Origin of the sequence: Humidesulfovibrio sp. (genome assembly GCF_031082295.1) — a bacterium.
Taxonomy (GTDB): domain Bacteria; phylum Desulfobacterota; class Desulfovibrionia; order Desulfovibrionales; family Desulfovibrionaceae; genus Humidesulfovibrio.
In genome coordinates, this window is sequence record NZ_JAVHLD010000024.1 from 1 (window position 1) to 22,553 (window position 22,553).

Consider the following 22,553-nt stretch of genomic DNA (forward strand, 5'->3'; position numbering starts at 1 on the left):
GTCCAGGGGCGGAGCCCCTGGTTTCGTTAAAAGTACGAGACGCCAGCCTTGAGGTCGGCTTCGCGGATGGTGACGGTCTTGGCGTCGAGGGTGCGGGCCAGCGGCGAGGGGTTGCAGCCGCCCTTCACTTCCATGATCTTGTTGGAATGGAAGCGCTGTCCGCAGTTTGTGCAAATCATGAAGTCGCCGTCCTGCGTGTAGCCTTTCTTCTCGCGGTAGCAGACGTCGCAGGCGTTGAGCGCAGAACGGATCTGGCCGTCCTTGCTCTTGATGACGAAGAACTGCACGTCCTTGCCGCCGGTTTTGTAGGAGTAGAAGTGGGCCTTGCCGTCGGAGACATCGGCCAGGGCGAGCTGGACCACGCCGTTCTTGGCTTTGACCTCTTTGGGGCCGCCGAACAAGCTGAAGGCGTGGGCGCGCGGGGCCAGGGAGGCCAGGGCGACGGCCAGTGCGACGAGGGCCGCCAGGATGACGAGGGTTCCGGGGGCGGTGCGGGGCTTGGGGATGGCGACGGCGATGGCGTGGTTGCGGGGGCGCTGGGGCATGAGGGCGGCTCCTTTGTGGTTGGTGGCGGAGGGCAAGGCCAGGGACGGAGGTGGAAGAGCAGAACCTCCGTCCCCGGCAGTGCAAACCCTCTCTGCACAGTCTGGAATAAGGCAATCTCCGTGCCAAGCGCGAATGATGTGCGGGATCGGGTGGTTGTAAATAATTGTCGTTCGTGGCGAGAGCGGCGTTGCGCAAGCGGCTGCACTTTTATGGGCAGATTATTGCACAACCTGGGCGTGCGGTGGAGCCTGGGAGGTATCGGTTTTGTGGGCAAAACGGCTTGACGTTTCGGGGGGACTCTGGAATAGAACCCGTGGGGCATTGTTCGCATTTTCACAATATTTTGCGTGGGCGTCCAGTCGGCTGCTTCCGGGGGAAGAGGCCAGGCGGGCGTCCTCTTTTCCGGTCAGACCGGCGGGGGCTGAATGGGTCTTGAGCAGAGCATCGCGGAGCGCTCGGAGGAGCTGGCCGGCAAGTGGGCCGACCTCATCCTGGGCACCTATCCGTCCGAGACCCAGGCCGTATGGCGTTCCAACAAGGAGCGCTTCTCCAACCCGGTGGGCCACGCCATCCATACCGCCGCCACGCAGCTCGTGCCGCTGCTTGTGGCCTGGAACGACGCCGACGCCGTCGCGGCGGCGCTCACCCAGCTGGTGAAGATCCGCGCCGTTCAGGACTTCGCGCCCAGCCAGGCGCTGTCCTTCGTCTTCCTCTTTAAGAAGCTGCTGCGTCAGGAGTTCGCGAAAGAGCTGTCCGCACAGGGCGCCCTGGAAGAGCTTCTGGCCTTCGAGACCCGGGTGGACAACCTGGCGGTCATCGCCTTTGACATCTACGTGGCGGCGCGCGACCAGGTCATGCGCATGCGCGTGGAAGAGGTCAAGCGCGCGCATGTGAACATCGTGCGCCGCGCGAACCTCATGCATTCGGACGTTACGGCCCAAAAGGCCGAATGATTTCTCATGGTGGGTGCGATGCCGGAGCCTGCGGGTCCGGTTCGGCCAAACAACAAGCGAGGTGACGGCAGATGAAAGCGATCTATTCCCTCATTCTGGTCCTGGCCCTGGTGGTGATAGCCACGCTGGGCGCGGGCGCGGCAAAGATGCAGACCATCTTCGCGTACTGCGTTCCTGGCACGGCGTTCGTCATCTTCGTGGTCGGGTTCGTGGCCAAGATCATAGGCTGGGCCAAGAGCCCGGTGCCCTTCCGCATCCCCACCACCGGCGGCCAGCAGCAATCGCTCGACTGGATTCCGCAGAACAAGTGGGACAACCCCTCCACCGGCCCCCAGACGGCCATGCGCATGTTCCTGGAGATCGTGACCTTCCGGTCGCTCTTCCGCAACACCAAGGTGGTCCTGAAGCACGACGACGGCAAGAACCCGGTCGTGGCGTATGTGTCGAACAAGTGGCTCTGGCTCTTCGCCATCCTGTTCCACTATTCCTTCCTGATCATCGTGCTGCGCCACATGCGCCTGTTCCTGCAGCCCGTGCCCCAGGTCATCGTGGCCATTGAGTTTGTGGACAGCGTGCTGCAGATCTACACGCCCATCCTGTACCAGACCGACACGCTCATCCTGGCCGGCGCGGGCTTCCTGCTTGCGCGCCGCCTGTTTGACGCCAAGCTGCGCTACATCTCGCTGGTCAACGACTACTTCCCGCTCATGCTGATCCTCGCCATCGCCCTGTCCGGCATGTACATGCGCTACATCGCCAAGGTCGACATCATGGCCATCAAGGAAGTGGTCATGGGACTCACCACCTTCCACTTCAAGGCGCCCGTGGGCATCGACATCAGCTTCTACGTCCACCTGTTCCTGGTCAGCACGCTGCTGGTCTACTTCCCCTTCTCGAAGCTGATGCACCTGGGCGGCGTGTTCCTCTCGCCCACGCGCAACCTGCCCAACGACACCCGCATGCACCACCACGAAAACCCGTGGAACAATCCCGCCATCAAGCCCCACAGCTACGAGGCGTACGAGGATGAGTTCCGCGAGCCCATGTTTGAGGCCGGACTGCCCCTGGAGAAGAACCCGGAGGAAGCCGCCTAGACTAGGCGCACGCACCACGGGCCAACAAGCACGAAACTTTTTCCGCGAGGAGAAGACATGGCGAACATACTGAAACCCGATGAAATGATCCGGAGCATCAACTACACTCCGCCGGCAACGGAGTGGATGGAGACTCCCATCGACCTCTCTCCCGGCCGCTTCGCCTACCCGGCGAAGCTCGACAAGGTCGAATACCTCATGCACGAAGTGCCCGGCGTGTTCGGTAACCCGCGCACCTGGAACCCCGAGGACGCCGACTGGAAACTGCCTTCCAACTGGAAGGAGATCGTGGTCAACGGCTTCAAGGAGCGCCTCGACAAGTACCGCTCGCTCAAGGTGTTCATGGACATCTGCGTGCGTTGCGGCGCCTGCGCCGACAAGTGCCACTTCTTCATCGGTGGCGGCGACCCCAAGAACATGCCCGTGCTGCGCGCCGAGCTCATGCGCTCCATCTACCGCGGCGAGTTCACCCTGGCCGGCAAGATCCTGGGTAAGCTCACCGGCGCGCGCGTCATGGAAGAGGACGTCCTGAAGGAGTGGTTCCTCTACTTCTACCAGTGCACCGAGTGCCGCCGCTGCTCGCTCTACTGCCCCTACGGCATCGACACCGCTGAAGTGACCATGATGGCGCGCGAGCTGCTCCACCTGGTGGGCATCAACATCAACTGGATCCTGGAGCCCGCGGCCAACTGCACCCGCACCGGCAACCACCTGGGCATCCAGCCGCACGCCTTCAAGGACATCGTCGAGTTCATGGTCGACGACATCGAGACCATCACCGGCAAGCGCATGAACGTGCCCCTGAACGAGAAGGGCCACGAGGTCCTCTTCATCACGCCCTCCGGTGACGCCTTCGCCGACCCCGGCATCTACACCTTCATGGGCTACCTGATGCTCTTCGACGCCATCGGGCTGGACTACACGCTGTCCACCTACGCGAGCGAGGGCGGCAACTTCGGCCTGTTCACCCACTCGGACATGATGAAGGCCATCAACGGCAAGATGTACTCCGAGGCCAACCGCCTGGGCTGCAAATGGATCCTGGGCGGCGAGTGCGGCCACATGTGGCGCGTGGTGAACCAGTATATGGACACCATGAACGGCTCCCTGCAGGGCCCGCAGATGCAGACCCCGGTCAACCCCATCACCGGCACGGTGTTCAAGAACGCCAAGCAGACCAAGATGGTGCACATCGCCGAGTTCACCGCCGACCTCATCAAGCACAACAAGCTGAAGCTCGACAAGAGCCGCAACTCCGACATCATCGCCACCTGGCACGACTCCTGTAACACCGCCCGCGGCATGGGCATGTTCGAGGAGCCGCGCTACGTGCTCCAGAACGTCGTGGACCAGTTCTACGACATGCCCACCAACACCATCCGCGAGCAGACCTTCTGCTGCGCCGGCGGTTCGGGCCTGAACACCGAAGAGATCATGGACATCCGCATGCGCGGCGGCCTGCCGAGAGGCAACGCCCTGAAGTATGTGCAGGACAAGCACGGGGTCAACACCATGGCCTGCGTGTGCGCCATCGACCGCGCCACCCTGATCCCGCTGGCCGACTACTGGGCGCCCGGCGTCAAGATCACGGGCCTGCACGAGCTGGTGGCCAACGCCCTGATCCTCGACGGCGAGGAAGAGCGCACCATGAACCTTCGCCAGGAACCCCTGCCGGGCTTTGAGGAGGAATAGAATGAAACTCTACAACGGCGGCAAAATCATCACCGGGTTGGTGATCTTCCTGGGTATCTTCCTGGCCCCGCTGGCCTACAACGCGGGCAAGGCGGCCTACTCCCAGCCGAAGCTCAAGTTGCCCGAGAACGAGAAGGAATGCGTCGAAAGCAAGGAGTTCATGCGCACCAAGCACATGCAGCTCCTGAACGAGTGGCGCGACTACGCCCTGCGTGACGGCCAGCGCTTCTACGTGAACAGCAAGGGCAAAGAATTCGAAATGAGCCTGCAGAAGACCTGCATGAAGTGTCATACCAACAAGGCGGAATTCTGCGACAAGTGTCACAATGACGCTTCGGTGACGCCCTACTGTTGGGATTGCCATATCCAGCCGGAGGGGTTGAAGAAATGAACAACACCAGAAGAAACTTCCTGAAGTTCGCGGGCCTCACGGCGGCCGGACTCTGCGTGGCCTCCGCCGGAAGCGTCATCGCCGCCGGAACGGGATCGACCATCAAGGACGGCGAAAAGGCGCTCAAGGCCAAACGCTGGGGCATGGTCATCGACACCAAGAAGGCCGGCACCAAGGAAGCCATCGACGCGCTGGCCAAGGCCTGCCACTCAGTGCACAACGTGCCCGACATCCCGGGAACGCAGAATGTCAAGTGGATCTGGGCCGTCGGCTTCGAAGAGGCCTTCGACCAGCCCAACAACTACATGGACGAGAGCCTGGAGAAGCGCCAGTTCGCAGTCCTGTGCAACCACTGCTCCAGCCCCTCCTGCGTGCGCGTCTGCCCCACCAAGGCGACCTACCAGCGTCCTGACGGCATCGTGGCCATGGACTACCACCGCTGCATCGGCTGCCGCTACTGCATGGCCGCCTGCCCCTTCGGCGCCCGCAGCTTCAACTTCATGGAGCCGCGCCTGCACCTGGACCTGGCCAATCTGAACAAGAGCTTCCCCACCCGCATGCGCGGCGTGGTCGAGAAGTGCAACTTCTGCGTCGACCGCCTGGCCGACGGCAAGATTCCTGCCTGTGTCGAGGCTTCTCAGGGAGCGCTGGTCTTCGGCGACCTCTCCGATCCGGCCAGCGAAGTGCGCAAGGTCCTGCGCGAGCACTACACCATCCGGCGCAAGCCGGCGCTCGGCACCGAACCGGGCGTCTACTACATCATCTAGGGGGCGGACATGCTCGAAAAAGCACTCAAAGGTAGTCCCAAGTACTACATGTGGATCGGGTTCCTGCTCCTGATCATCCTCGGCGCCTCCGGCGTCTACCTGATGCAGCTGATGCAGGGTCTGACCATCACCGGCATGAGCCGCGACGTGTCCTGGGGCTTCTACATCGCCCAGTTCACCTACCTGGTCGGTCTGGCCGCCTCCGGCGTCATGATCGTCCTGCCGTACTACTTCCACCACTACAAGAAGTTCAAGGACCTCGTCATCTTCGGCGAGTTCATGGCCATCGGCGCCGTCGTCATGTGCCTGGGCTTCATCGTGGTCGACATCGGCCAGCCCCAGCGCATGCTGAACGTGCTGCTGTACCCCACGCCCAACTCCATCCTGTTCTGGGACATGGTCGTGCTGAACGGCTACCTGATCCTGAACGTGCTCGTGGGCTGGACCTGCCTTGAGGCCGACCGCCAGCACCTGCCCCACCCCAAGTGGACCAAGGTGCTCGCGTACACCTCCATCATCTGGGCCTTCTCCATCCACACCGTCACGGCCTTCCTGTACCAGGGCCTGCCCGGCCGCCACTACTGGCTCACCGCCATCCTGGCCGCCCGCTTCCTGGCCTCGGCCTTCTGCTCCGGCCCCGCCATCCTGGTGCTTGTCATCCTCCTGACCGAGAAGGTCACCACCTTCAAGGCCAACGTCGAAGGCATCGCCACCCTGGCCAAGATCATCACCTACGCCATGTGCGTCAACGTGTTCTTCTTCCTGCTGGAAGTGTTCACGGCCTTCTACTCCAACATCCCCGGCCACATGCACTCCCTGGTCTACCTGTTCAAGGGCGTGCATGGACACCACGAGCTGGTGCCCTTCATGTGGACCGCCGCGGCCCTGGGCCTGGGCTCCCTCGCCCTGCTCATCCCGCCCAAGCTGCGCGACAACATCAAGCTGCTGCCCTGGTCGCTCGGCATCCTCGTCATCGCCACCTGGATCGACAAGGGCCTCGGCCTCCTCATCGGTGGCTTCAACCCGACCCCGTTCGAGACCATCGCCCCCTACTGGCCCACCGGCAAGGAGCTGATCATCTCGCTCATGATCTATGCCATCGGCGCCCTGGTCGTGACCGTCCTCTTCAAGATCGCCACCGAGGTGAAGGAAGAGACCGGCGCCTCCCAGAAGACCGCCGAGACCGCCGAAGCCAACTAGACCACAAGCCTCACGCCTCACCAAAAGCGCCCCCCACGGGGCGCTTTTTTTTGGCCCTGCGGCCAGGCCGGACCAGAAGCCCGGAGACGGGAATGCCTCCGGCGGCCAGGGGCCTGAGGCCCCCGGACCCCCCAGCGGGGCTGGGCAGGGGTGGCGAGGGCGGAGGCCTCGGTTGCGCTGGGCGTTGGCCATGTTTCTTGGGAGGGAAGACAAGACGAGACGGGCAGCAGGCTGAAAACATAGGAAATCAGGGTTTGAAGCCAGATCGAGAAAATGAGAGAAAGACGCTCTCCCGTGACCAACCCAAAGCGAAGGGGCCCTGTCGGAGGCGGCTTTGCGCCGACGACAGGGCCCCTTCGCGAATGGGGGCGGCTGGGGGGCCTCAGGCCCCACAGCCGCCGGAGGCCGCGACCTGTCAGGCTAACTGGCCTGTCAGGCCTCCTCGACTATTTGCCGAGAAGCTTGCGGTAGTCGGCGGCCATGCGGGCGAGGGTGAAGTGCTTGCCGCCGAGGTCGCGGGCGTTTCGTCCCAGGGTGCGCGCCAGTGTGGGGTTGGCGAGCAGGCTGGCGGCGTTCTCGGCGAGTGCCTCGGCGTCGCCGGTGGGCGAGAGCAGCCCGGTTTCGTTGTGGCGGAGGATTTCCGGAACGCCTCCGGCGTCGTAGCTGGCCACGGGCAGTTCAAGGGCTGCGGCTTCGAGGAGCAAGAGGGGGTGGTTGTCGGCCAGGGTCGGGTAGACGAGGCAGTCTGCGGCGCGCATGAGCAGGGCGAGCTTGGCGCGGTCCAGGTAGGGCCAGATGGTGAGGCCGTCCTGGGTGGAAGCCTCGTCGCCGCCCACGGCAAAGCCCAGGGTTTCTGGCAGCCGCGTGGCGAGGCGCGCGAAGTGTTCGTGCCAGGCCGGGCCGGACTTGTAGGCCGCGCGTGGGCCGCCGTGGGCCGCGAAGAGCGCGACCTTTGCGCCCGGTGCGATGCCGAGGGCTTTGCGGGCGTCGCCCTTTTTAGGCAGCGCGTCGCGCTCGGGCCAGGGCACGCCGTTGGGGATGACGCGCACGTTCAGGCCCGGCAGGGCGGCTTTGGCGAGCCCGGCCAGCCAGCTTGAGGGGCTCACGAGGACCGGCTCCAGGCGCTGGAGCAGGCGGCGGATATGGGCCTGGCGCATGCGGGCCTGCGGGAAAGCGCGCGGGCAGGGGTCGGCGCAGGCCGGGAAGTGCGGGCAGTTCAGCGGATAGGCGCAGCCCCCGGTGAGGGGCGTGGCGTCGTGCAGGGTCACGATGAGGCCCGAGGCGGTGTTGGAGTCAAGCAGCCCCTCGAGCAGCGTGGGCCAGTCGGTGGTGGTGTGCAGGTGCGTGACGCCGCTCGGGGGCAACTCCGCGGCGCGGCGCGCAAGGGTTGTCGGGGACGTGGTCACCGGCGCCATGCCCGGTGGGGTCGGCTGGGGCTTTCCGGTGGCGCGCAGGTCCTCGGGGTCGTTCTCGTCGACCTCGAAGGAGAAACGGGCGTCCAGGCCTTCCGCGGCCTGTGTGGACTGGAGCAGACGCGCGACGCGCACGGCGCCGCCCCTGTGGCGGAGCGCGGCGTGGTGCAGAATGGAAATGGTCATCAGGCCTCCTCGGCCGTTTGGAGCAGGTCGTGTTTCACGGCCCAGAGGATGTGGAAGGCGGCGCGGTCACGCGACAGCCCGGGACAGAGTTCGAGCAGGCGTTCGGTGAGGCGGACGGCGGTTTCCCCGTTGCGCGCCAGGAAAACGGTTTTGCGGATGGTGTCGGGGTCGAGCAGTTGGTCCAGCCCGGCATAGAGCAGCGGATGCTCCTTGCCGGAGAGCAGCGCCTGGCCGGAGCGCCCAGCGTGAAGGCGCATGCCAGGGGCGAGGGTGCGCGTGGGATAGCTGGCAAAGACGCGGGCGTAGGGCAGGTGCAGTGGGTGCGGCACGTGGCGAAGGGTTGCGATGTCCGGCCCGGGCAGGGCGGCAAGCTCGTCCCAGAGCTCCAGGTGCCGGTCCACCACCTGGGTCCATAGGAAGCGGTCGCGAACGCGCTGGCGTCCTGCCGCGCCCATGCGCTGGCGCAGCGCGGGATCGGCCAGGAGGCGGCGCAGGGCGTCGGCCAGGCCCGTTGCGTCCACGGCTGTGCGCTGGGCCAGCAGCAGGTGGTACTGGTTGTCGAAAAGAAGCGGCGCCAGCTGGTCCACGAGGTCGTCCGGTCGCTGCTCGTCAGGTCCAGGCACATCCGGCCCCAGGGTGGGCACCAGCAGGCCCGTGCCCTCGTGCTCGATGAGGTCGCGGTAGCCGTCGTAGTCCGAGGCGATGACCGCAAGCCCTGCTGCCTGGGCTTCCAGCAGGGTCAGGCCGAAGGTTTCCTGGGGGTTGTCGGCGATGGACAGGAACAGGTCGCAGGCGGACAGCAGGTCGTTCTTCCGGCGCTCGCCGGGGCGCAGCTCCAGGCGCACGTCCAGGCCCACCTTGGCCCCGAGCCCGGCCAGGCTCTGCGGAAAGTCGTCGTCCTCCTCGGCCCAGCCCGCCAGCACCAGCGTCGCGGAATCCCTCGGGACGCCCTCGTCGAACAGTCGCGCCATGGCCCGGATGAGCGGCACCACGTCCATTTTTGAGGAATGCGAGATGCGGCCCAGCACCAGGATCAGCGCGCGGTCGTCGGGCAGGCCGAGGCTGCGGCGCAGGTCGCGCTTGGCGGTCGGCGTGGGCAGGGGCGCACTGGCGGCTTCGGGGTCGATGCCGAGGGGGATGCGCCGCAGGCTCGGACCCGGCGCGGAGGCGAGCTGGTACGCCTGCCGCAGATGGGCGAAGAAGGCTTCCACGGCGTTCTGCCCGGCGCGGGAGGTGGCGATGATGCAGTCCTGCGGGGTGGCCCCGGCCCAGAGGTGGCGCAGGAACGCCGCCGGGTAGTCCGGGTAGGACAGGGAGTGGATGGGGCCGGTGACCGGGAACAGGCGCGGCGCGTAGGCGTTGCGCAGCCGGGCGATGTGCGTCGGGTTGATGATGCAGTCGGACTGGTGGAAGCAGGCGTAGTCCGTCGTGGCCAGGCGGGCGGGCAGCTCGCGCCGGTCCATGAGGACGAAGCCTCCGCGCGCGGCGATGTCCGGGGCCAGGGACGCCAGGATGCCGCTCAGCGAGTCGCGCAGGGGCTTGTCGGACAGGAAGAAATGGTAGCTCTCAAAGGGATCGGCCTGGAGCAAGAAGCGCAGGAAGCCTGTGTTGGCAACCTTGCGCCCGAGCACAGGGCCGGTTTCCAGAAAGGGGTCCAGGGTGCCGAAGACTCCGGGCTTTTTCATCGCTGCACAAAGCCATACTCGGACGGGTTTGTCAAAGCCGCCGGGTCCCGGCTGGGCGGGTGGGGGTATTGCCGCCGGAGCGCTTCTTGCAGCAAGTTTGGCGTACGCATCCACCCCCAGGGAGGCCAGACGAAATGCACAGCACGGAACATCCTGAAATCATGTGTGGTCTTGGGCTAGACCAGGACACCGCAGCCTTCATTGAGGCCGCTGCCGGACCTGGCTATGCCCTGCGGAATTTGCCGCCCGATGCCGTGGCCTGGATGCGCGGGACCGAAGGCCGTACCCAGGCCGCCTGGGTTCCCTGGGAAATCTGGACCGCTCTGCCAAAAAACCGTCGCGAAGTGTGCGGCCAGGACGACTGCGTCCGCCGCATTCTGCTGCTGGATGAGGACGCCGCGCTGCTGGAGACCGAGGAGGTGCTGTCCGAGGGCTTTGTCACAGCCGTGCGCGCCCCGCTGACGCGCTTCAAGGTGCGCGATGCGCTGCTGCGCCTGCGCGAGATGGACTCCCTCACCGCCGACCTGCGCCGCAAGACCGAGGAGATCGCGCTGGAGCGCGAGCTGCTGGTGCGCAAGAGCAACCACCTGACCTTTCTGAACCGCGTGCTTTCACGCGCCTCGTCCTCGCTTGATCCCGCCACTATCCTGTCCAAGGCCAGGAGCGATCTGCGGTCCTTGCTGCCGCTGACGGCTCTCGCGGCGACATTTTGGGCGCGCCAGGAGAATGGCGAGAGCCTCTCCGCCGAACTGTACATGCCCTGCCTGCTCACCCCGCCGGAGAGCGACGAGTGGCAGCAGGCCCTCATCACCGCCACCGAACAGAAAGCGGGCGCGAAACTGTCCGAATACCGCCAAGTGTGCCTGACCCCAGACCGCAGCCGCAAGCCCGTGCCAGGTCCGGGCGCCGGCCGCCTGCTGCTGCTGACGCTGTCCGTGGGCGGCGAGGACTTCGGCTGCCTTGCCCTTCTGACGGAGAAGGGCCTGCGGCTGGCCAAGGATCAGGTGCAGACCCTGAACGCCTGCGTGAACCATCTGGCCCTGGCCCTGCGCAACGCGGTGCTCTATCGCCAGGTGAAGATCCAGGCCGACCGCGACGGCCTGACCAAGATCGGCAACCGCCGCAGCTTCGAGGTGCGCCTGGCCGATGAGGCCGCGCGCCATGGCCGCTACGACCAGCCGCTGTCGCTCATTCTTGTGGACCTGGATCACTTCAAGCATGTCAACGATACCTACGGCCACCCGGCCGGAGACGAGGTTCTGCGCGACATGGCCGCGCTACTGGGCGAGGGGTTGCGCAGCTCGGATTATCCTGCGCGCTACGGCGGGGAAGAGTTCGCCATCATTTTGCCGCACACCAGCCGCGAACAGGCGGCGCTGCTGGCCGAACGACTGCGCCAGCGCGTCCTTGAGCGGGGTTTCCGCGTGGGCACGTCGAAAACGCCCCTGACCATAACGGTGAGCGCGGGCGTGGCGTCGCTGGCGCCCGGAGCGTCCTCGCAGGACCTGGTGCTCCTGGCCGACCAGGCGCTCTACATGGCCAAGAACGCCGGACGCAACCGCGTGGTGCTTGCCGGACCGCCCAGCTTGGTGGGCAATGAGGGGACTGAGGGTGTCGCCTTGGGCAAAGCCTTGGGCCAAGAGGCCGAGAGGCCGGGCCCGGCGGTTGCGCTCAATCGCCTGGAAGCCAAGAGCCTGGTTCAGGCGGCGGCGTTCATGTAGGTCAACGGGCGGTCAAGGCCAGGGCTGCCAGCCTTCGCGGCGCTCGTAAATCTTCCATTCGCCCATTTCGGGCAAGAGCACGAACAACGCATCCTCCGACAGGGTCTCGTGGACCACGGAAGGCGCCATGGCGTCGGCCTTCTGCTCGTCCGTCGGCTGCGCCTTCGGTCCCAGCGAGAAGCTGTAGCTGCCGGTGACGCGGATGCGCGCCATGTCCGGGTCGTTGGTCACGTGGGTGAACGAAAGTCCTGCCAGATCAACCTGCCCTGACCGGAAGCGCTCCAGCAGGCCCCGGCGGCGTTGCATCTCGCACATGGTGGCGAAGGCCAGGGTCTCGGCGTCCTTGACCCTGCGGGAGAAGACCTGCGGAAAGTCCTCGGCCAGGGTCATCTGACGGCGGAAGTACTGCTTCAGCACCTCGACTTGGGCCTCGGCTTCGGCCTTGGCCTTGGGCGTGGCCGCAACGGCTGTCGGGGCGGCGGGGGCTTCAGGGGCTACGCTGCTGGCATTGGCGGTGGCGTTCTGCTGTTGCCCCGGAGCAAGCCAGGGCAGCGCGCCCGAGGCCAGGCCCACGGGCGCCGGGAGCATCAAGGCCATGGTCGCAAGCGTTGCAAAAAAGGCTGGCGCGATAGCGGAGCGGGAACGCGCAGGCGCGGAGGTGTGTGGCTGCGCTGGTGAGGTCATCCCAGGTCGTCGATGAGGTTCTTGAGTTCCGCGTAATTGAGCGGCTTGCCCATGAAGGCCTTAGGGTTGGTCTGGGCGGCTTGGGCCTTGGTGCCCGCATCGGTGTAGGCGGTGCAGTAGATGATGGGGAGGTTCGGAGCCGAGTCTCGGATTTGGCGTGCGGCTTCTATGCCCGTCATGCTCCCTTGGAGCATGATGTCCATGAGTACGACATCGGGTTTTTTCCGGACGGCGTAGTCCACGGCCTGCTGGCCCGTGGCAGCGGTGGCCACCACCTCGCAGCCCATGCGCTGCAGGTTCACCGAGGTGGCCATGGCGATGATGCGCTCGTCTTCAACGATGAGAACTCGTGGCGGGTATGGCAGGGGGGGGCAAGAAAGCATAGTGCATATCCCTGATTATATTTCATGTAGTTTCTATTAAAGCCTATTTGCCTAGGAATGACTTGTCAAGAACCATTCCTGTATCAGTGTGCTGCATGTGTAAAAGGTTAAGACAACCGGGTTGACGCGAGAGCAAAAATATGCCTAGACATTTCTTAAAGAATCACTATAACAATTCCAGCGATCATTGAAGACAGGCTGCTGGCGGGGGGCATAGCGGATGAAGGTGTTGGCCGGAATCTCCCTGCACACGAAACTGACGTTGCGGTACGCTCTGGCGCTTTCGCTTGTGGCCATGCTTACGCTGGCCAGCTACGCGCTCATGCAGAACGCCGTCGGGACCGAGGTGCTGGGCGCGAAGCTGCTTAATGTGGCAGGACGCCAGCGCATGCTCTGCCAGCGCGTTGAGATTTTGGCCATGCGCGCCCAGCGCGAGGCAGGGACAGAGCGCCAGGCCAGATTGCAGGAGATGGACGAAGCGCTCAAGGAGCTGTCAGAGGGCCACGACCTCCTGGTGCATGGACCGGCCAAGGATCTCGGGCTCGACGAGGACAGCCCGGCCCTGACCCTGCTGCGCAACGACGACGACGGCGCCGAGGGCCTGTTCAAAGGTTTTGTGGCAGAGGCAATGAAGCTGCGGCAGAACCTTGCGAAAGGGCAAGACTGGCAGACCGGGGTGGCTTCCATGCAGCGCATAAGCCACGATGGCGATGCACTGCTCAAGGCGTTGGATTCGCGGATGAGCAGGCTGGAGCGGATGGGGGAGAGCACTTTGCGTTCCTTCAGCAGGCTTGTCGTTGGATTGCTTGGTGCGGCTTTGGCCGGGCTGCTGCTGACAGGGTGGGCGATCCTGCGGCCCATGGTGGCCGAGGTGGTGCGCGACCGAGAGCAGCTGGAGAGCCTGAACCGCAGCCTGGAGACCCAGGCCGGGACGGACAAGCTCACCGGGGCCTACAACCGGCGCACCTGGGACGTGGAGATACAGCGCGAATTTTCCAAGGCCAGGCGGCAGGGCGTGCGCCTCAGCCTGGTGATGACGGACCTGGATTTGTTCAAGCGCGTGAACGACGAGCACGGGCACCAGAGGGGCGACCTTGTGCTGCAGGAGTTCACGCAACGGCTCCGGCAGACCGTGCGTGCATCCGACACGGTCTTCCGCCTTGGCGGAGAAGAGTTCGCTGTGCTCCTGCCGGGTACGGATCTTGAACAGGGAAGGCTGACGGCGGAGAAGCTGCGCGAGGGCGTGGCGCGGAGCCCCTTGAGCGGGCTGGCGATAACCGCGAGCTTCGGCGTGGCGGACACCGGTGGCGACGAATCGCCGGATGAATTGTTCCGCCGGGCCGACCAAGCCCTCTACGCGGCGAAGGCGAATGGCCGTGACCGTGTGGAAATTATGAAGAAAGAGAGCTGAAGAGTTCAGTCGCGCGACGGATTTTGCCTGGACTTGCCAGGCGCGCCCCTCGAGGCTAAGGTGCCAAAGCCCGGACAGGTTCCGGTGCGGGTCAAGACAACTAGAAAACAGAGCGGGAAGCTATGCGAACCAAAGGCAAAGTCATTTTCCTGACAATGCTCCTTGTGATGATCGCCGCCAGCCCGGTGCACGCGACCCACAGCCGCACGGGCGAGCTGCGCGCCAAGTCGGCCATTGCCATGGACTTGGCCACGGGGAACATCGTCTACGAACAGAACGCGGATGAGCAGATTCCCCCGGCCTCGTTGACCAAGGTGCTGACCATGTACCTGGCGTTCGAAGCCTTGCAGGAGAAGCGCCTGTCCCTGACCGACACGGTGCTTGTGACCCCCGAGGCCACCCAGGCGGGCGGCTCGCGCATGAACATCCGTTCCGGCGAGCGTGTCATCGTGCGCGAACTCATGAAGGGCATCGCCGTGGCCAGCGGCAACGACGCCTGCGTGGCCCTGGCCCAGCACCTCTGCGGCAGCGACGACATGCACCCCTTTGTGTCGGCCATGAACGCCAAGGCCAGAGAACTCGGCATGAACGACACGGTGTTCAAGAACCCCAACGGCATGCCCGCCGAGGGCCAGGTCACCACCGCGCGTGACATGCTCAAGCTTTCGGCCAGCTACCTGCGCCGTTTCCCGCAGGCGCTGACCTTCCATTCCATGACGACCTACGTGCACAACAACCGCAACCACCATAACGCCAATCGCCTGCTCTCCTCCTACGAGGGCGTGGACGGCCTCAAGACCGGCTTCGTGCAGGCCTCCGGCTACAACAACGTGGTCACCGCCAAGCGTGGCGACGCCCGCGTGGTGGCCGTGGTGCTTGGCGCCCGCAGCGCCGGCGCCCGCGCCGCCGTTACCCGCCAGTTGCTGGACATCACCTTCGCCAAGCTGAACCAGGGCAAGAGCATCGCCACCCTGGACGAGCACAAGGGCTCGGGCAAGCTGCCCGCCGTCCTGGCCAAGGCCGCCCCGCGCGAGGACAGGGACCTGCGCGACGCCCGCATGCTTGCCGACACCAAGGTGGCCCAGTTCCAGCAGCCCGTGGCCGCCCCGGCCGAAGAGCCCGTGGCCAAGCCCGCCGCCGCAAGCGTGATCCAGCGCAAGACCGCGCAGGGCTCCTACGCCATCCAGGAGAGCTCCTTCCAGTCGCGCCAGCGGGCCGTGCGCCGCGCGCAGCATCTGGAGAAGAAGGGCCTGCCCGTGAAGGTCGTGTCCGCCAAGCTCGACGGCAAGGGCAAGTTCTACCGCGTGGTGGTGGGCCCCTTCGCCAACGCCGCGGACGCCCGCAAGACAGAGCGCATGCTGGGCCACGGCTCCGTGACCATCGAGTAGCGCCCGCCCGCATCGCGAGCGCGAGAGCCCCCGGCAAGACGTTTTCGTCCTGCCGGGGGCTTTTGCGTTTCCGGCGATTACTGGACAGGCGTTGGCCGAGGGTGTCGTGTAGCGGGAATGCCGACGCGCACGGTAGCCCGTTACCTTCCAATTGTCGCACTGGCAGCTCCTTTCCTTCTCCCCTCCCTCCTCTCGTTTTCGCATGACCCCACGGTCGCCCGCGTCGGCCCTTGCCTGAGCACGTGCCAGGCTCCTGGCGTGGCGTGAGCGCGACGACCCATCCTTCGAAAACGGGAGAGCCCTGCCAAAAACAGGCAGCCCCAAACCTTGTCAAGAGGGAATTTTTGTCCTTTTACCGGCCAAAAATAGGGAATTTTTGTCCAATGGCAAAAACAGGGGTATACTTCGCTCCAGCCGGACCGCGCCGGGTCTAACCTTCAAGCGACGAGCCACCACATGCCCGCACACCTCCATGCAACGCCCTTCCTGCCCGCCCATGCGGCGTCCCTTTGCCTCAGGCCCGGCGCGGCCATGGCTCTGGCCGGACTGCCGCCCCTCGACGAGCTGGCCCGCGCCTACCAGGGCGCCGGTCCGGCCTGGACCGTGGTGGCGGGCGGCGAGGCCATCGCCTGCGGCGGGGTGGTGCGCTTCTGGCCGGGCGTGGGCGAGTGCTGGTGCTGGGCCGGGGCGGGCGTGGACCGTTGGCCCGTGGCCTTTGCGCGGCTCGTCCGCGGCGTCGTCCAAGGCTTGTGCCGAGAGCACGGCTTCCACCGCCTGCAGATCCATGTGCGCTCCGACGACGAGCGCGCCAATCGTTTCGCCAGCCATCTCGGCTTCACCCTGGAGGGCCGCTGCCCCGGCTTCGGCGCCGACAGGTCAACACACAATCTCTACGGGAGGTTCCGCCAATGGAAGGAGTGACCAAGGTCATGCCCATGGCCATCAACGTGGGCACGGACATCATGAAGGGCGTGCTGAACAACGCGATAAGCGGCGGCAGCAGCACGGAGACGAGCGACGCTGCCGAGCAGCGCGCCCAGACCGCCGAGGCCCAGGCCAGGCGCCAGGCCGAGGCCGAGCAGCTGCGGACGCGGGAACAGGCCGAAACCCTGCGCGAGGAGAATCAGCGCCGCCGGGCACGCGCTCGCGTGGCCTCGGCCGGGTCCGGGCTGGAGCTGTCCGGCACCTCGCTATTGAACCTGCAGAGCCTGGACCACCAGCAGGAGGACCAGCTGGGCGAGCTGCTGGGCGACTCCTCGAGGCGCGTGGCCGACATCCTGGCCTCTGGCGCGGAACAGGCCCAGAGCATCCGCCTGTCCGGTCGGCGCAGCCGCGCGGATGGCGGGCTGGGCTCGCTTCTGGGCCTCGGCGGGCAGGTGCTGCAAGGTGGTCGTTTTGGTGGTGTCCTGGTTGATGGCGCCCCCAGCGGCAAGAAGGACGAGATGCCTTCCGGCGCGATGGATTTCTAGCAACAGGAGTTCCACATGTCCCTTGTTCCCATGATCCTGACCAACTTCACCTCCGGGGAGCTCTCGCCCCGGCTCTCCGGCCGCGTGGACGTGGCCAAGTACTTCAACGGCTGCCAGACGCTGGAGAACTTCCTGGTGCATCCGCACGGCGGCGTCACGCGCAGGAGCGGCATGCGCTACGTGGCCGACGCCGCCAGCCATGACGCAGCCTCGGCGCTCCTGAGCTTCGAGGACGCCTCGGGCCTGGCCTGGGTGCTGGAATTCGGCCCGGCTCCTGAGGGGGCCGCCGCAGGCCAGGGCGTGCTGCGCTTCTTCTTCGACGGCGGCCGCGTGCTCGACGACGAGGGTGGCATGCTGGAGCTGCCGACCCCGTATGCGGCGGAGAGCCTGGGCGAGCTGCGCGCCGTGCAAGACCGCCAGGAGCTCATTTTGACGCACCCGCAGGTGGCCCCGCAGGTGCTCTCGCGCACGGAGGACGGCGGCTTCGCGCTGGCGGCGCTGGACCTCGACACCCAGCCCGAGGCCTGGGGCGAGGGCAATTGGCCGGGCCTGTGCTGCCTGCACGAGGACCGCCTCGTGTTCGCGGCAACCTCGAAGGAGCCCTTCACCCTGTGGTTTTCGCGCACGTCCGGGCACCGCGACTTCCGCCTCTGCACGCGGGAGGTGCCGCTCTCCGGCTGGGACGACTTCGAGATCGCGGACGGTTCCGGCGACTCCCGCGCCGACGGCCGCGCGGGCGACACCTTCCTGCTGCTCTCCGGCGACACCTTCAGCCAAGGTTCGGCCCTGTGCGGGGATGTCTACGACGAGGGCGGCGACGCCACGCCGCGCTACTACCGCTACACCGGCCAGCGCATCGTCACGGCCTCCAGCGGCTCGCTGCGGGCCACCTTCCGCGACGCCCCCTCCACCACGGCGGAGATAGAGAGCGTGCGCCTGGCCGACGGCTCGCTCAACTCCGGCTTCTGGGAGGAGTTCTCGGTGGGCGACCGCATCGTCGCCGATCCCGGTTCGGACCCGCTGGACGACGACGGCCTTGAGATCACCCTCTCGGCCCAGCAGGGCGGGCGCATCTGCTTCCTCGCCCCGCGCGACAAGCTGTGGATAGGCGCCACCTGCGGCGAGTGGACCGTGTCCGGCAGCTCGCTCGGCGCGCCGGTGACCCCCGGCTCGGTCAAGGCCGACCGCCAGGGCACCAGCGGCGCGGCCCAGGGCGGCGCCTGCCAGGCCGGTCGCGCCACCCTCTATGTGCAGCGCTCGGGCCGCAAGGTGCGCGAGATGGCCTACCGCTTCGAGTCGGACGCCTACGCCTCGCGTGATCTGACCCTGCTCTCGGCCCACGTGGCCGCGGCGGGCCTGACCCAGCTGGCCTTCGCCCAGGAGCCCGACCCTGTGCTCTTCTGCGTGCGCGCCGACGGCGTGCTGGTGGCCATGACCTATCTGCCCGAGCAGGACGTGTGCGCCTTTTCGCGCATCGTCACCGACGGGGCGGTGGAGGCCGTGTGCGTGGTGCCTAACGACGCCGAGGGTCGCGACGAGCTTTGGCTGGTCGTGCGGCGCAGCGTGCCGGACCCGGATGCCCCGAGTGGCGCGCCACTGGTCCGGCGCTTCATCGAGACACTAGACCCGGCCTTTTCCGAGGACGCGGAGGGCGCGGCGGAGGCCTTTTTCCTCGACGCGGGCCTGAGCTACGCCGGGGAGCCCGTGGCCGAGCTGACGGGTCTTGCCCACCTGGCCGGGCGCAGCGTGCAGGTGCTGGCGGACGGCGCGGTGCTGCCGGAATGCAGCGTGTCGGCGGAGGGCGCCATCAGCCTGCCGCGCCCGGCCAGCCGCGTCCACGCGGGCCTGGGCTACAGCTCGGTGCTCAAGCCCATGCGCCTGGAGTTCTCCGGGGCGCGCGGCAGCTCGCAGACGCGCACCAAGCGCATCACCGAGGTCACGGTGCGGTTGTTCCGCAGCCTGGGCGGCAAGGTCGGCCCGGACTCGTCGCGCCTGGAGCCGCTGCTCTACCGCACCAGCGCCGACCTCATGGACGGCCCGCCCGCCCTCTTCACGGGGGACAAGGCCGTGCGCTTCCCCCAGGGCTGGGGGACGGACGGCGTTCTCACCGTTGTGCAGGACCAGCCCCTGCCCATGACCGTGCTGCTTGTGGCGCCCACCTTGGCCATCAACGAATAAGTCCGGCGAAGAGCCGCGAATGCCGCTTTGCGAAGTGGCGAAGGAGAGACAATGACCCTGTCCACCCAAACCTCAAAGACCTCCTACACCGGCAATGGGGCCACCTGTGAGTTCCCCGTGCCGTTCCCGTTCATGCGCGCGGACGACATCAAGGTGCTGCTGCGCCAGGACGGCGTGGAGCTGCCGCTCTTTTCCGGCACGCACTACAGCCTCGAAGGCGCGGGCAACCCCTCCGGCGGCAGCCTGGTTCTGGGCGAGCCTCCGGCCACGGGGCAGACCCTTGTGGTCTACCGCGCCCCGGCCATCGTGCAGGAAGTGAACTACGTTGAGAACGCGGCGTTTCCCGCCGAGACCCACGAGGCCGCCCTCGATCTCCTGACCATGATCTGCCAGGCCCTGGACGAGAAGCTCGGCCGCGCCGTGCTGTACCCCGTGAGCACCCCGCAGGAGGATATCCGCGACTCTCAGGCCTTTCTCCAGGCCGGTGAGAGCGCCCGCGACGCGACCCTGGCCGCCGCAACCCAGGCCAGCGCCGCCGCAACCCAGGCCGAGGGCCACGCCAGCCAGGCGGAAGTCTACGCCGCGCAGGCACAGGCCTCTGTGGGCGGGGTCCGCGTGAGCGCGGGCGACACCGCGCCGGGCAACCTGTCGGTCAAGCTCACAGCGGGCGACGGCCTGGCCGAGACCCTCCTTGCTCCAGGCGCGGACGAGGCCCTGCTGCTGTCCGTGGCCCTGGCGGCCGACCCCGGCCTGGAATTCGCCGAGGGGCTGCTGCGCGCGCAGGTGGCCCCCGGCGGCGGGCTGGCCAGAACGGGCTCGGGCCTGGCGACGGACCTGGGTGCAGGTCCGAACCAAATCTCCACAAATCTGACCTTGCGGCCTGCCATGGTGGCTGGCCGCGTTCTTAACCACACAACCCTGGGAGGCATGTAACATGGCAGCGAACAAGGAACCCATCTTCATCGGCCAGATCACCGGAAAGATCACCGAACTGGCTGACACCACGGAAACCGACATCTTCGTCGGCGACGCCGAGGAGTCCACCCGCGTGGACGTGCTGGCCGTCAGCACCGACGACACCGCCGACAAGGATCTTGTGCTGTATTTCCACGACGGCACGGCTAGCAAAAAGGCCACCACGGTCAAGATCCCGCTGAGCAGCGGCAGCACCAACACCATCGCCCCGGTGAACCTGCTCGCCGCGTCGCAGATGGCCCCGTTCGTCCAGGCCGACGCCAGCGGCAACAAGTACATCAACCTGCCGCCGAACCACAAGCTCCGCGCCGCCGAGGCCGCCGCGCCCACCGCCGGCAAAAAGATGTGGGTCTTTGCGCGCGGCGGGAAGTACTAGCCATGCGCCTCTCGTCGCACGCGGGCGTCGGCCCGCGCCACATGTCGACCCATGCGGGCGGCGGGGGCTGGCCCGGAGGGGTCGGGGGCTTGCCCCCCGGCCCCCTCGGGGCCTCGTCCACCCTGTTTGGCAAGGGTGAGTATAGCCAGGACATCAAGCAAGAGGACCGCCGTACCCTGAACTATTCCGGTTCATATGGCGCGTCCTTAACCGGGTACTTCGTAGTAGACAGGGCTGCGGCTGCTCTCACCCCAGGAACAGCTATATCCGACTTGATGTACTACGATGCCACTGGCGGCAACAACATTACCTTATACATTGTTGAACGTGTCTCTGCTGGCAACTATAGAGTGGCGCTGAATGTCGAAGTCCCAAGTACATCCAACGGTGGCTACAACAAGGTAGCGCTGGGAGCAGTATTCACTGTCCCTGCAACAGGGGAGTACCGCACGGCTGTTTACGTGAACTCAGGAAACTCCTATTACTCTGGTTCTGCGTATTCAAGGGGATACAGAGCGTACAAACCATCTGATGGAGAAACCTTCGGAAGTGTCACGGAAGATTCCAATACGGTCGGTGGCCCCGGTATAGTGTATGTGGTGCAATTCCAGTCCAGCTATACGTCAACAGAAGTCACCGTTACCGGGCAGACTGCAACCGCATCCAGTGAGTACAGCGGGTCGTACACCGCAGCCAACGCATTTAATGGTGCTTGCGGCACAACGGCAGACTACTGGCAGACAGCTGTGGGAGTCACCACTGCTTGGCTGAAAGCAACGTATTCTATTAAGAGGAGAATCACCAGATACCAACTTGAAGGTGGAACCAACCTCGGGCTTTCTGCAATGCCTAGCAGTTGGACTCTTGAGGGCAGCAATGACGGGGGTGCGACATGGAATGTGTTAGACACACGTTCTGGTATTTCCTTCGCAGTTGCGTGCTCTTGGCAGAGTTACACTGTTGCTTCACCGGGAGAGTACCTCGCGTACAGACTGAATATCGCTGCATCTGGCGGTGCCAACTACCTCGGAATAAGTGAAATGCAGTTCTTTGAGAGCTACACTTTCACAAACGCCATCGTCATTACTAGCGCGGCTACAGTCGCCCCGGACGCGCTCACCTTCGCCTGTGTTGTGAAGGGTCACACTCTTGTTCTGGACGGCGCAAGCGCATCGTTGAAGCCCTCCACAAAATGCAACGGTCTGTACGCGCACCTCACGGGCGACCTTGTGTTGCTCAACGGGGCAACGTGCAACATCGACGGCCTTGGCAAAGGCGGCACTGTCACGGGCAGCAAGTCCGAGGTGGATGTGCTCCCCGACTCCATGAAGGCTGGCCTCGCACTGGCTAAACTGGCGAACTACGTCATGGTTCAGCCGGGGGCGAGTGGCGGTGCTGGCGGACCTCCGTCTGGCCCAAGCTACAACCAAGGTACTGTTGGCGGCACTGGCGCTGCTGCTGGCCCCATGCAGACGGGTGGCGGCGGTGGTGGCGGGTCCGGCAACTACGATGTCAACCTCGGCGGTGGCGACGGGGGGCCGGGTACGTCCTTCGGCGGCGGCGCTGGTGGCGGTGGCGCTCCCCGCCATAGCACTGGCGGCACGGCTGGTGGCGATGCGACTGCGGCTCTCGCTGGTGGTGTCGGCGGTGGCAACACGGCTGGCAACGGGGGCGGTGGCGGCGGTGGCGCTGGCGACCCTGTTGGGGCGGGTGGTGCGCAAGGTCCGGGCAGTCCCGGCACTGGCGGTCCCGGTGGTGTCCTCATGGCCTTCGTAAAGGGGTGGATTAAGGTGGCATCTGGATGCCGCATCTCCTCTGACGGAAGCGCCGGGGGTGCTGCGTATCCTTCCACAGGTGGAGGCGGCGGTGGCGGCTCTGGTGGTGGGCTTGTGGGCCTGTTCTACCTCGGTGGCTACACCAACAACGGGACTGTGCGGGCAAACGGTGGACTTGGTGGCGCGAAGGGAGCTGCTGAAACCTACAACTGCCCCGGTGGCCCTGGTGGTCCCGGCTCCGTGAACATCATCAACTTGGCCGCATAG

Annotated in this window: 20 protein-coding genes; 15 read left to right on the forward strand and 5 right to left on the reverse strand. The window is 65.7% G+C overall.

Features of this window, described 5'->3' with window-relative positions:
- Positions 1–26: 26 nt before the first annotated feature.
- Positions 27–545, reverse strand: a complete 519-nt coding sequence (locus tag RDU24_RS11785; RefSeq protein WP_308735962.1) for a DUF2318 domain-containing protein — start codon at positions 543–545, stop codon at positions 27–29.
- Positions 546–971: 426 nt separating this feature from the next.
- Here RDU24_RS11785 and RDU24_RS11790 point away from each other — a divergent pair, with 426 nt between their 5' ends.
- The 6 genes from RDU24_RS11790 (at position 972) to dsrP (ending at position 6,643) form a co-directional block, all read left to right on the forward strand.
- Positions 972–1,499, forward strand: a complete 528-nt coding sequence (locus RDU24_RS11790) for an RsbRD N-terminal domain-containing protein (protein ID WP_308735963.1) — start codon at positions 972–974, stop codon at positions 1,497–1,499.
- 71 nt (positions 1,500–1,570) lie between these two features.
- Complete coding sequence (gene dsrM / locus RDU24_RS11795; protein ID WP_308735964.1) at positions 1,571–2,593, forward strand: sulfate reduction electron transfer complex DsrMKJOP subunit DsrM; 1,023 nt, start codon at positions 1,571–1,573, stop codon at positions 2,591–2,593.
- A gap of 57 nt (positions 2,594–2,650) precedes the next feature.
- Positions 2,651–4,285 (forward strand): sulfate reduction electron transfer complex DsrMKJOP subunit DsrK, encoded by a 1,635-nt coding sequence (gene dsrK / locus RDU24_RS11800; RefSeq protein WP_308735965.1) that lies wholly within the window; start codon positions 2,651–2,653, stop codon positions 4,283–4,285.
- 1 nt (position 4,286) lies between these two features.
- A complete protein-coding gene (gene dsrJ / locus RDU24_RS11805) occupies positions 4,287–4,676 on the forward strand; it encodes a sulfate reduction electron transfer complex DsrMKJOP subunit DsrJ (protein WP_308735966.1) in 390 nt (129 codons plus the stop codon).
- On the forward strand, positions 4,673–5,443 hold the full coding sequence (gene dsrO / locus RDU24_RS11810) for a sulfate reduction electron transfer complex DsrMKJOP subunit DsrO (protein ID WP_308735967.1): 771 nt from the start codon (positions 4,673–4,675) through the stop codon (positions 5,441–5,443). The genes dsrJ and dsrO overlap by 4 nt, the downstream gene beginning before the upstream one ends.
- 9 nt (positions 5,444–5,452) lie before the next feature.
- Positions 5,453–6,643: a sulfate reduction electron transfer complex DsrMKJOP subunit DsrP gene (gene dsrP / locus RDU24_RS11815; protein ID WP_308735968.1), complete on the forward strand. Its 1,191-nt coding sequence runs from the start codon at positions 5,453–5,455 to the stop codon at positions 6,641–6,643.
- Positions 6,644–7,089: 446 nt separating this feature from the next.
- On the opposite strand, the gene RDU24_RS11820 is transcribed toward dsrP, so the two are convergent.
- Both RDU24_RS11820 and RDU24_RS11825 read right to left on the reverse strand, forming a co-directional pair.
- Positions 7,090–8,241, reverse strand: a complete 1,152-nt coding sequence (locus RDU24_RS11820; protein ID WP_308735969.1) for a glycosyltransferase — start codon at positions 8,239–8,241, stop codon at positions 7,090–7,092.
- Positions 8,241–9,926: a glycosyltransferase family 4 protein gene (locus tag RDU24_RS11825; protein ID WP_308735970.1), complete on the reverse strand. Its 1,686-nt coding sequence runs from the start codon at positions 9,924–9,926 to the stop codon at positions 8,241–8,243. The genes RDU24_RS11820 and RDU24_RS11825 overlap by 1 nt, the downstream gene beginning before the upstream one ends.
- 134 nt (positions 9,927–10,060) lie before the next feature.
- Between RDU24_RS11825 and RDU24_RS11830 the strand changes: the two genes are divergently transcribed.
- Positions 10,061–11,647: a GGDEF domain-containing protein gene (locus RDU24_RS11830; RefSeq protein ID WP_308735971.1), complete on the forward strand. Its 1,587-nt coding sequence runs from the start codon at positions 10,061–10,063 to the stop codon at positions 11,645–11,647.
- Between the two features lie 12 nt (positions 11,648–11,659).
- On the opposite strand, the gene RDU24_RS11835 is transcribed toward RDU24_RS11830, so the two are convergent.
- Entirely contained in the window at positions 11,660–12,244 is a 585-nt protein-coding gene (locus RDU24_RS11835) for a hypothetical protein (RefSeq protein ID WP_308735972.1), read from the reverse strand.
- A gap of 83 nt (positions 12,245–12,327) precedes the next feature.
- Positions 12,328–12,714 carry a response regulator gene (locus tag RDU24_RS11840; RefSeq protein WP_308735973.1) on the reverse strand — a complete coding sequence of 129 codons (387 nt, stop codon included), beginning with the start codon at positions 12,712–12,714 and terminating at the stop codon, positions 12,328–12,330.
- A 229-nt stretch (positions 12,715–12,943) separates the two neighbouring features.
- Between RDU24_RS11840 and RDU24_RS11845 the strand changes: the two genes are divergently transcribed.
- The 8 genes from RDU24_RS11845 (at position 12,944) to RDU24_RS11880 (ending at position 22,553) form a co-directional block, all read left to right on the forward strand.
- A complete protein-coding gene (locus RDU24_RS11845; RefSeq protein WP_308735974.1) occupies positions 12,944–14,125 on the forward strand; it encodes a GGDEF domain-containing protein in 1,182 nt (393 codons plus the stop codon).
- A gap of 122 nt (positions 14,126–14,247) precedes the next feature.
- Entirely contained in the window at positions 14,248–15,513 is a 1,266-nt protein-coding gene (locus RDU24_RS11850; RefSeq protein ID WP_308735975.1) for a D-alanyl-D-alanine carboxypeptidase family protein, read from the forward strand.
- Positions 15,514–15,969: 456 nt separating this feature from the next.
- Positions 15,970–16,434, forward strand: coding sequence for a hypothetical protein (locus RDU24_RS11855; protein WP_308735976.1), 465 nt, complete (start codon positions 15,970–15,972; stop codon positions 16,432–16,434).
- The gene (locus RDU24_RS11860; protein WP_308735977.1) at positions 16,422–16,982 is read left to right on the forward strand and encodes a virion core protein, T7 gp14 family; all 561 of its coding nucleotides are present in this window, start codon (positions 16,422–16,424) and stop codon (positions 16,980–16,982) included. Before RDU24_RS11855 ends, RDU24_RS11860 begins: the two co-directional genes overlap by 13 nt.
- Before the next feature lie 15 nt (positions 16,983–16,997).
- Positions 16,998–19,160: a hypothetical protein gene (locus RDU24_RS11865; protein WP_308735978.1), complete on the forward strand. Its 2,163-nt coding sequence runs from the start codon at positions 16,998–17,000 to the stop codon at positions 19,158–19,160.
- 51 nt (positions 19,161–19,211) lie between these two features.
- Complete coding sequence (locus RDU24_RS11870; protein ID WP_308735979.1) at positions 19,212–20,093, forward strand: hypothetical protein; 882 nt, start codon at positions 19,212–19,214, stop codon at positions 20,091–20,093.
- 1 nt (position 20,094) lies between these two features.
- A complete protein-coding gene (locus tag RDU24_RS11875) occupies positions 20,095–20,511 on the forward strand; it encodes a hypothetical protein (RefSeq protein WP_308735980.1) in 417 nt (138 codons plus the stop codon).
- A gap of 89 nt (positions 20,512–20,600) precedes the next feature.
- Positions 20,601–22,553 (forward strand): discoidin domain-containing protein, encoded by a 1,953-nt coding sequence (locus RDU24_RS11880; RefSeq protein ID WP_308735981.1) that lies wholly within the window; start codon positions 20,601–20,603, stop codon positions 22,551–22,553.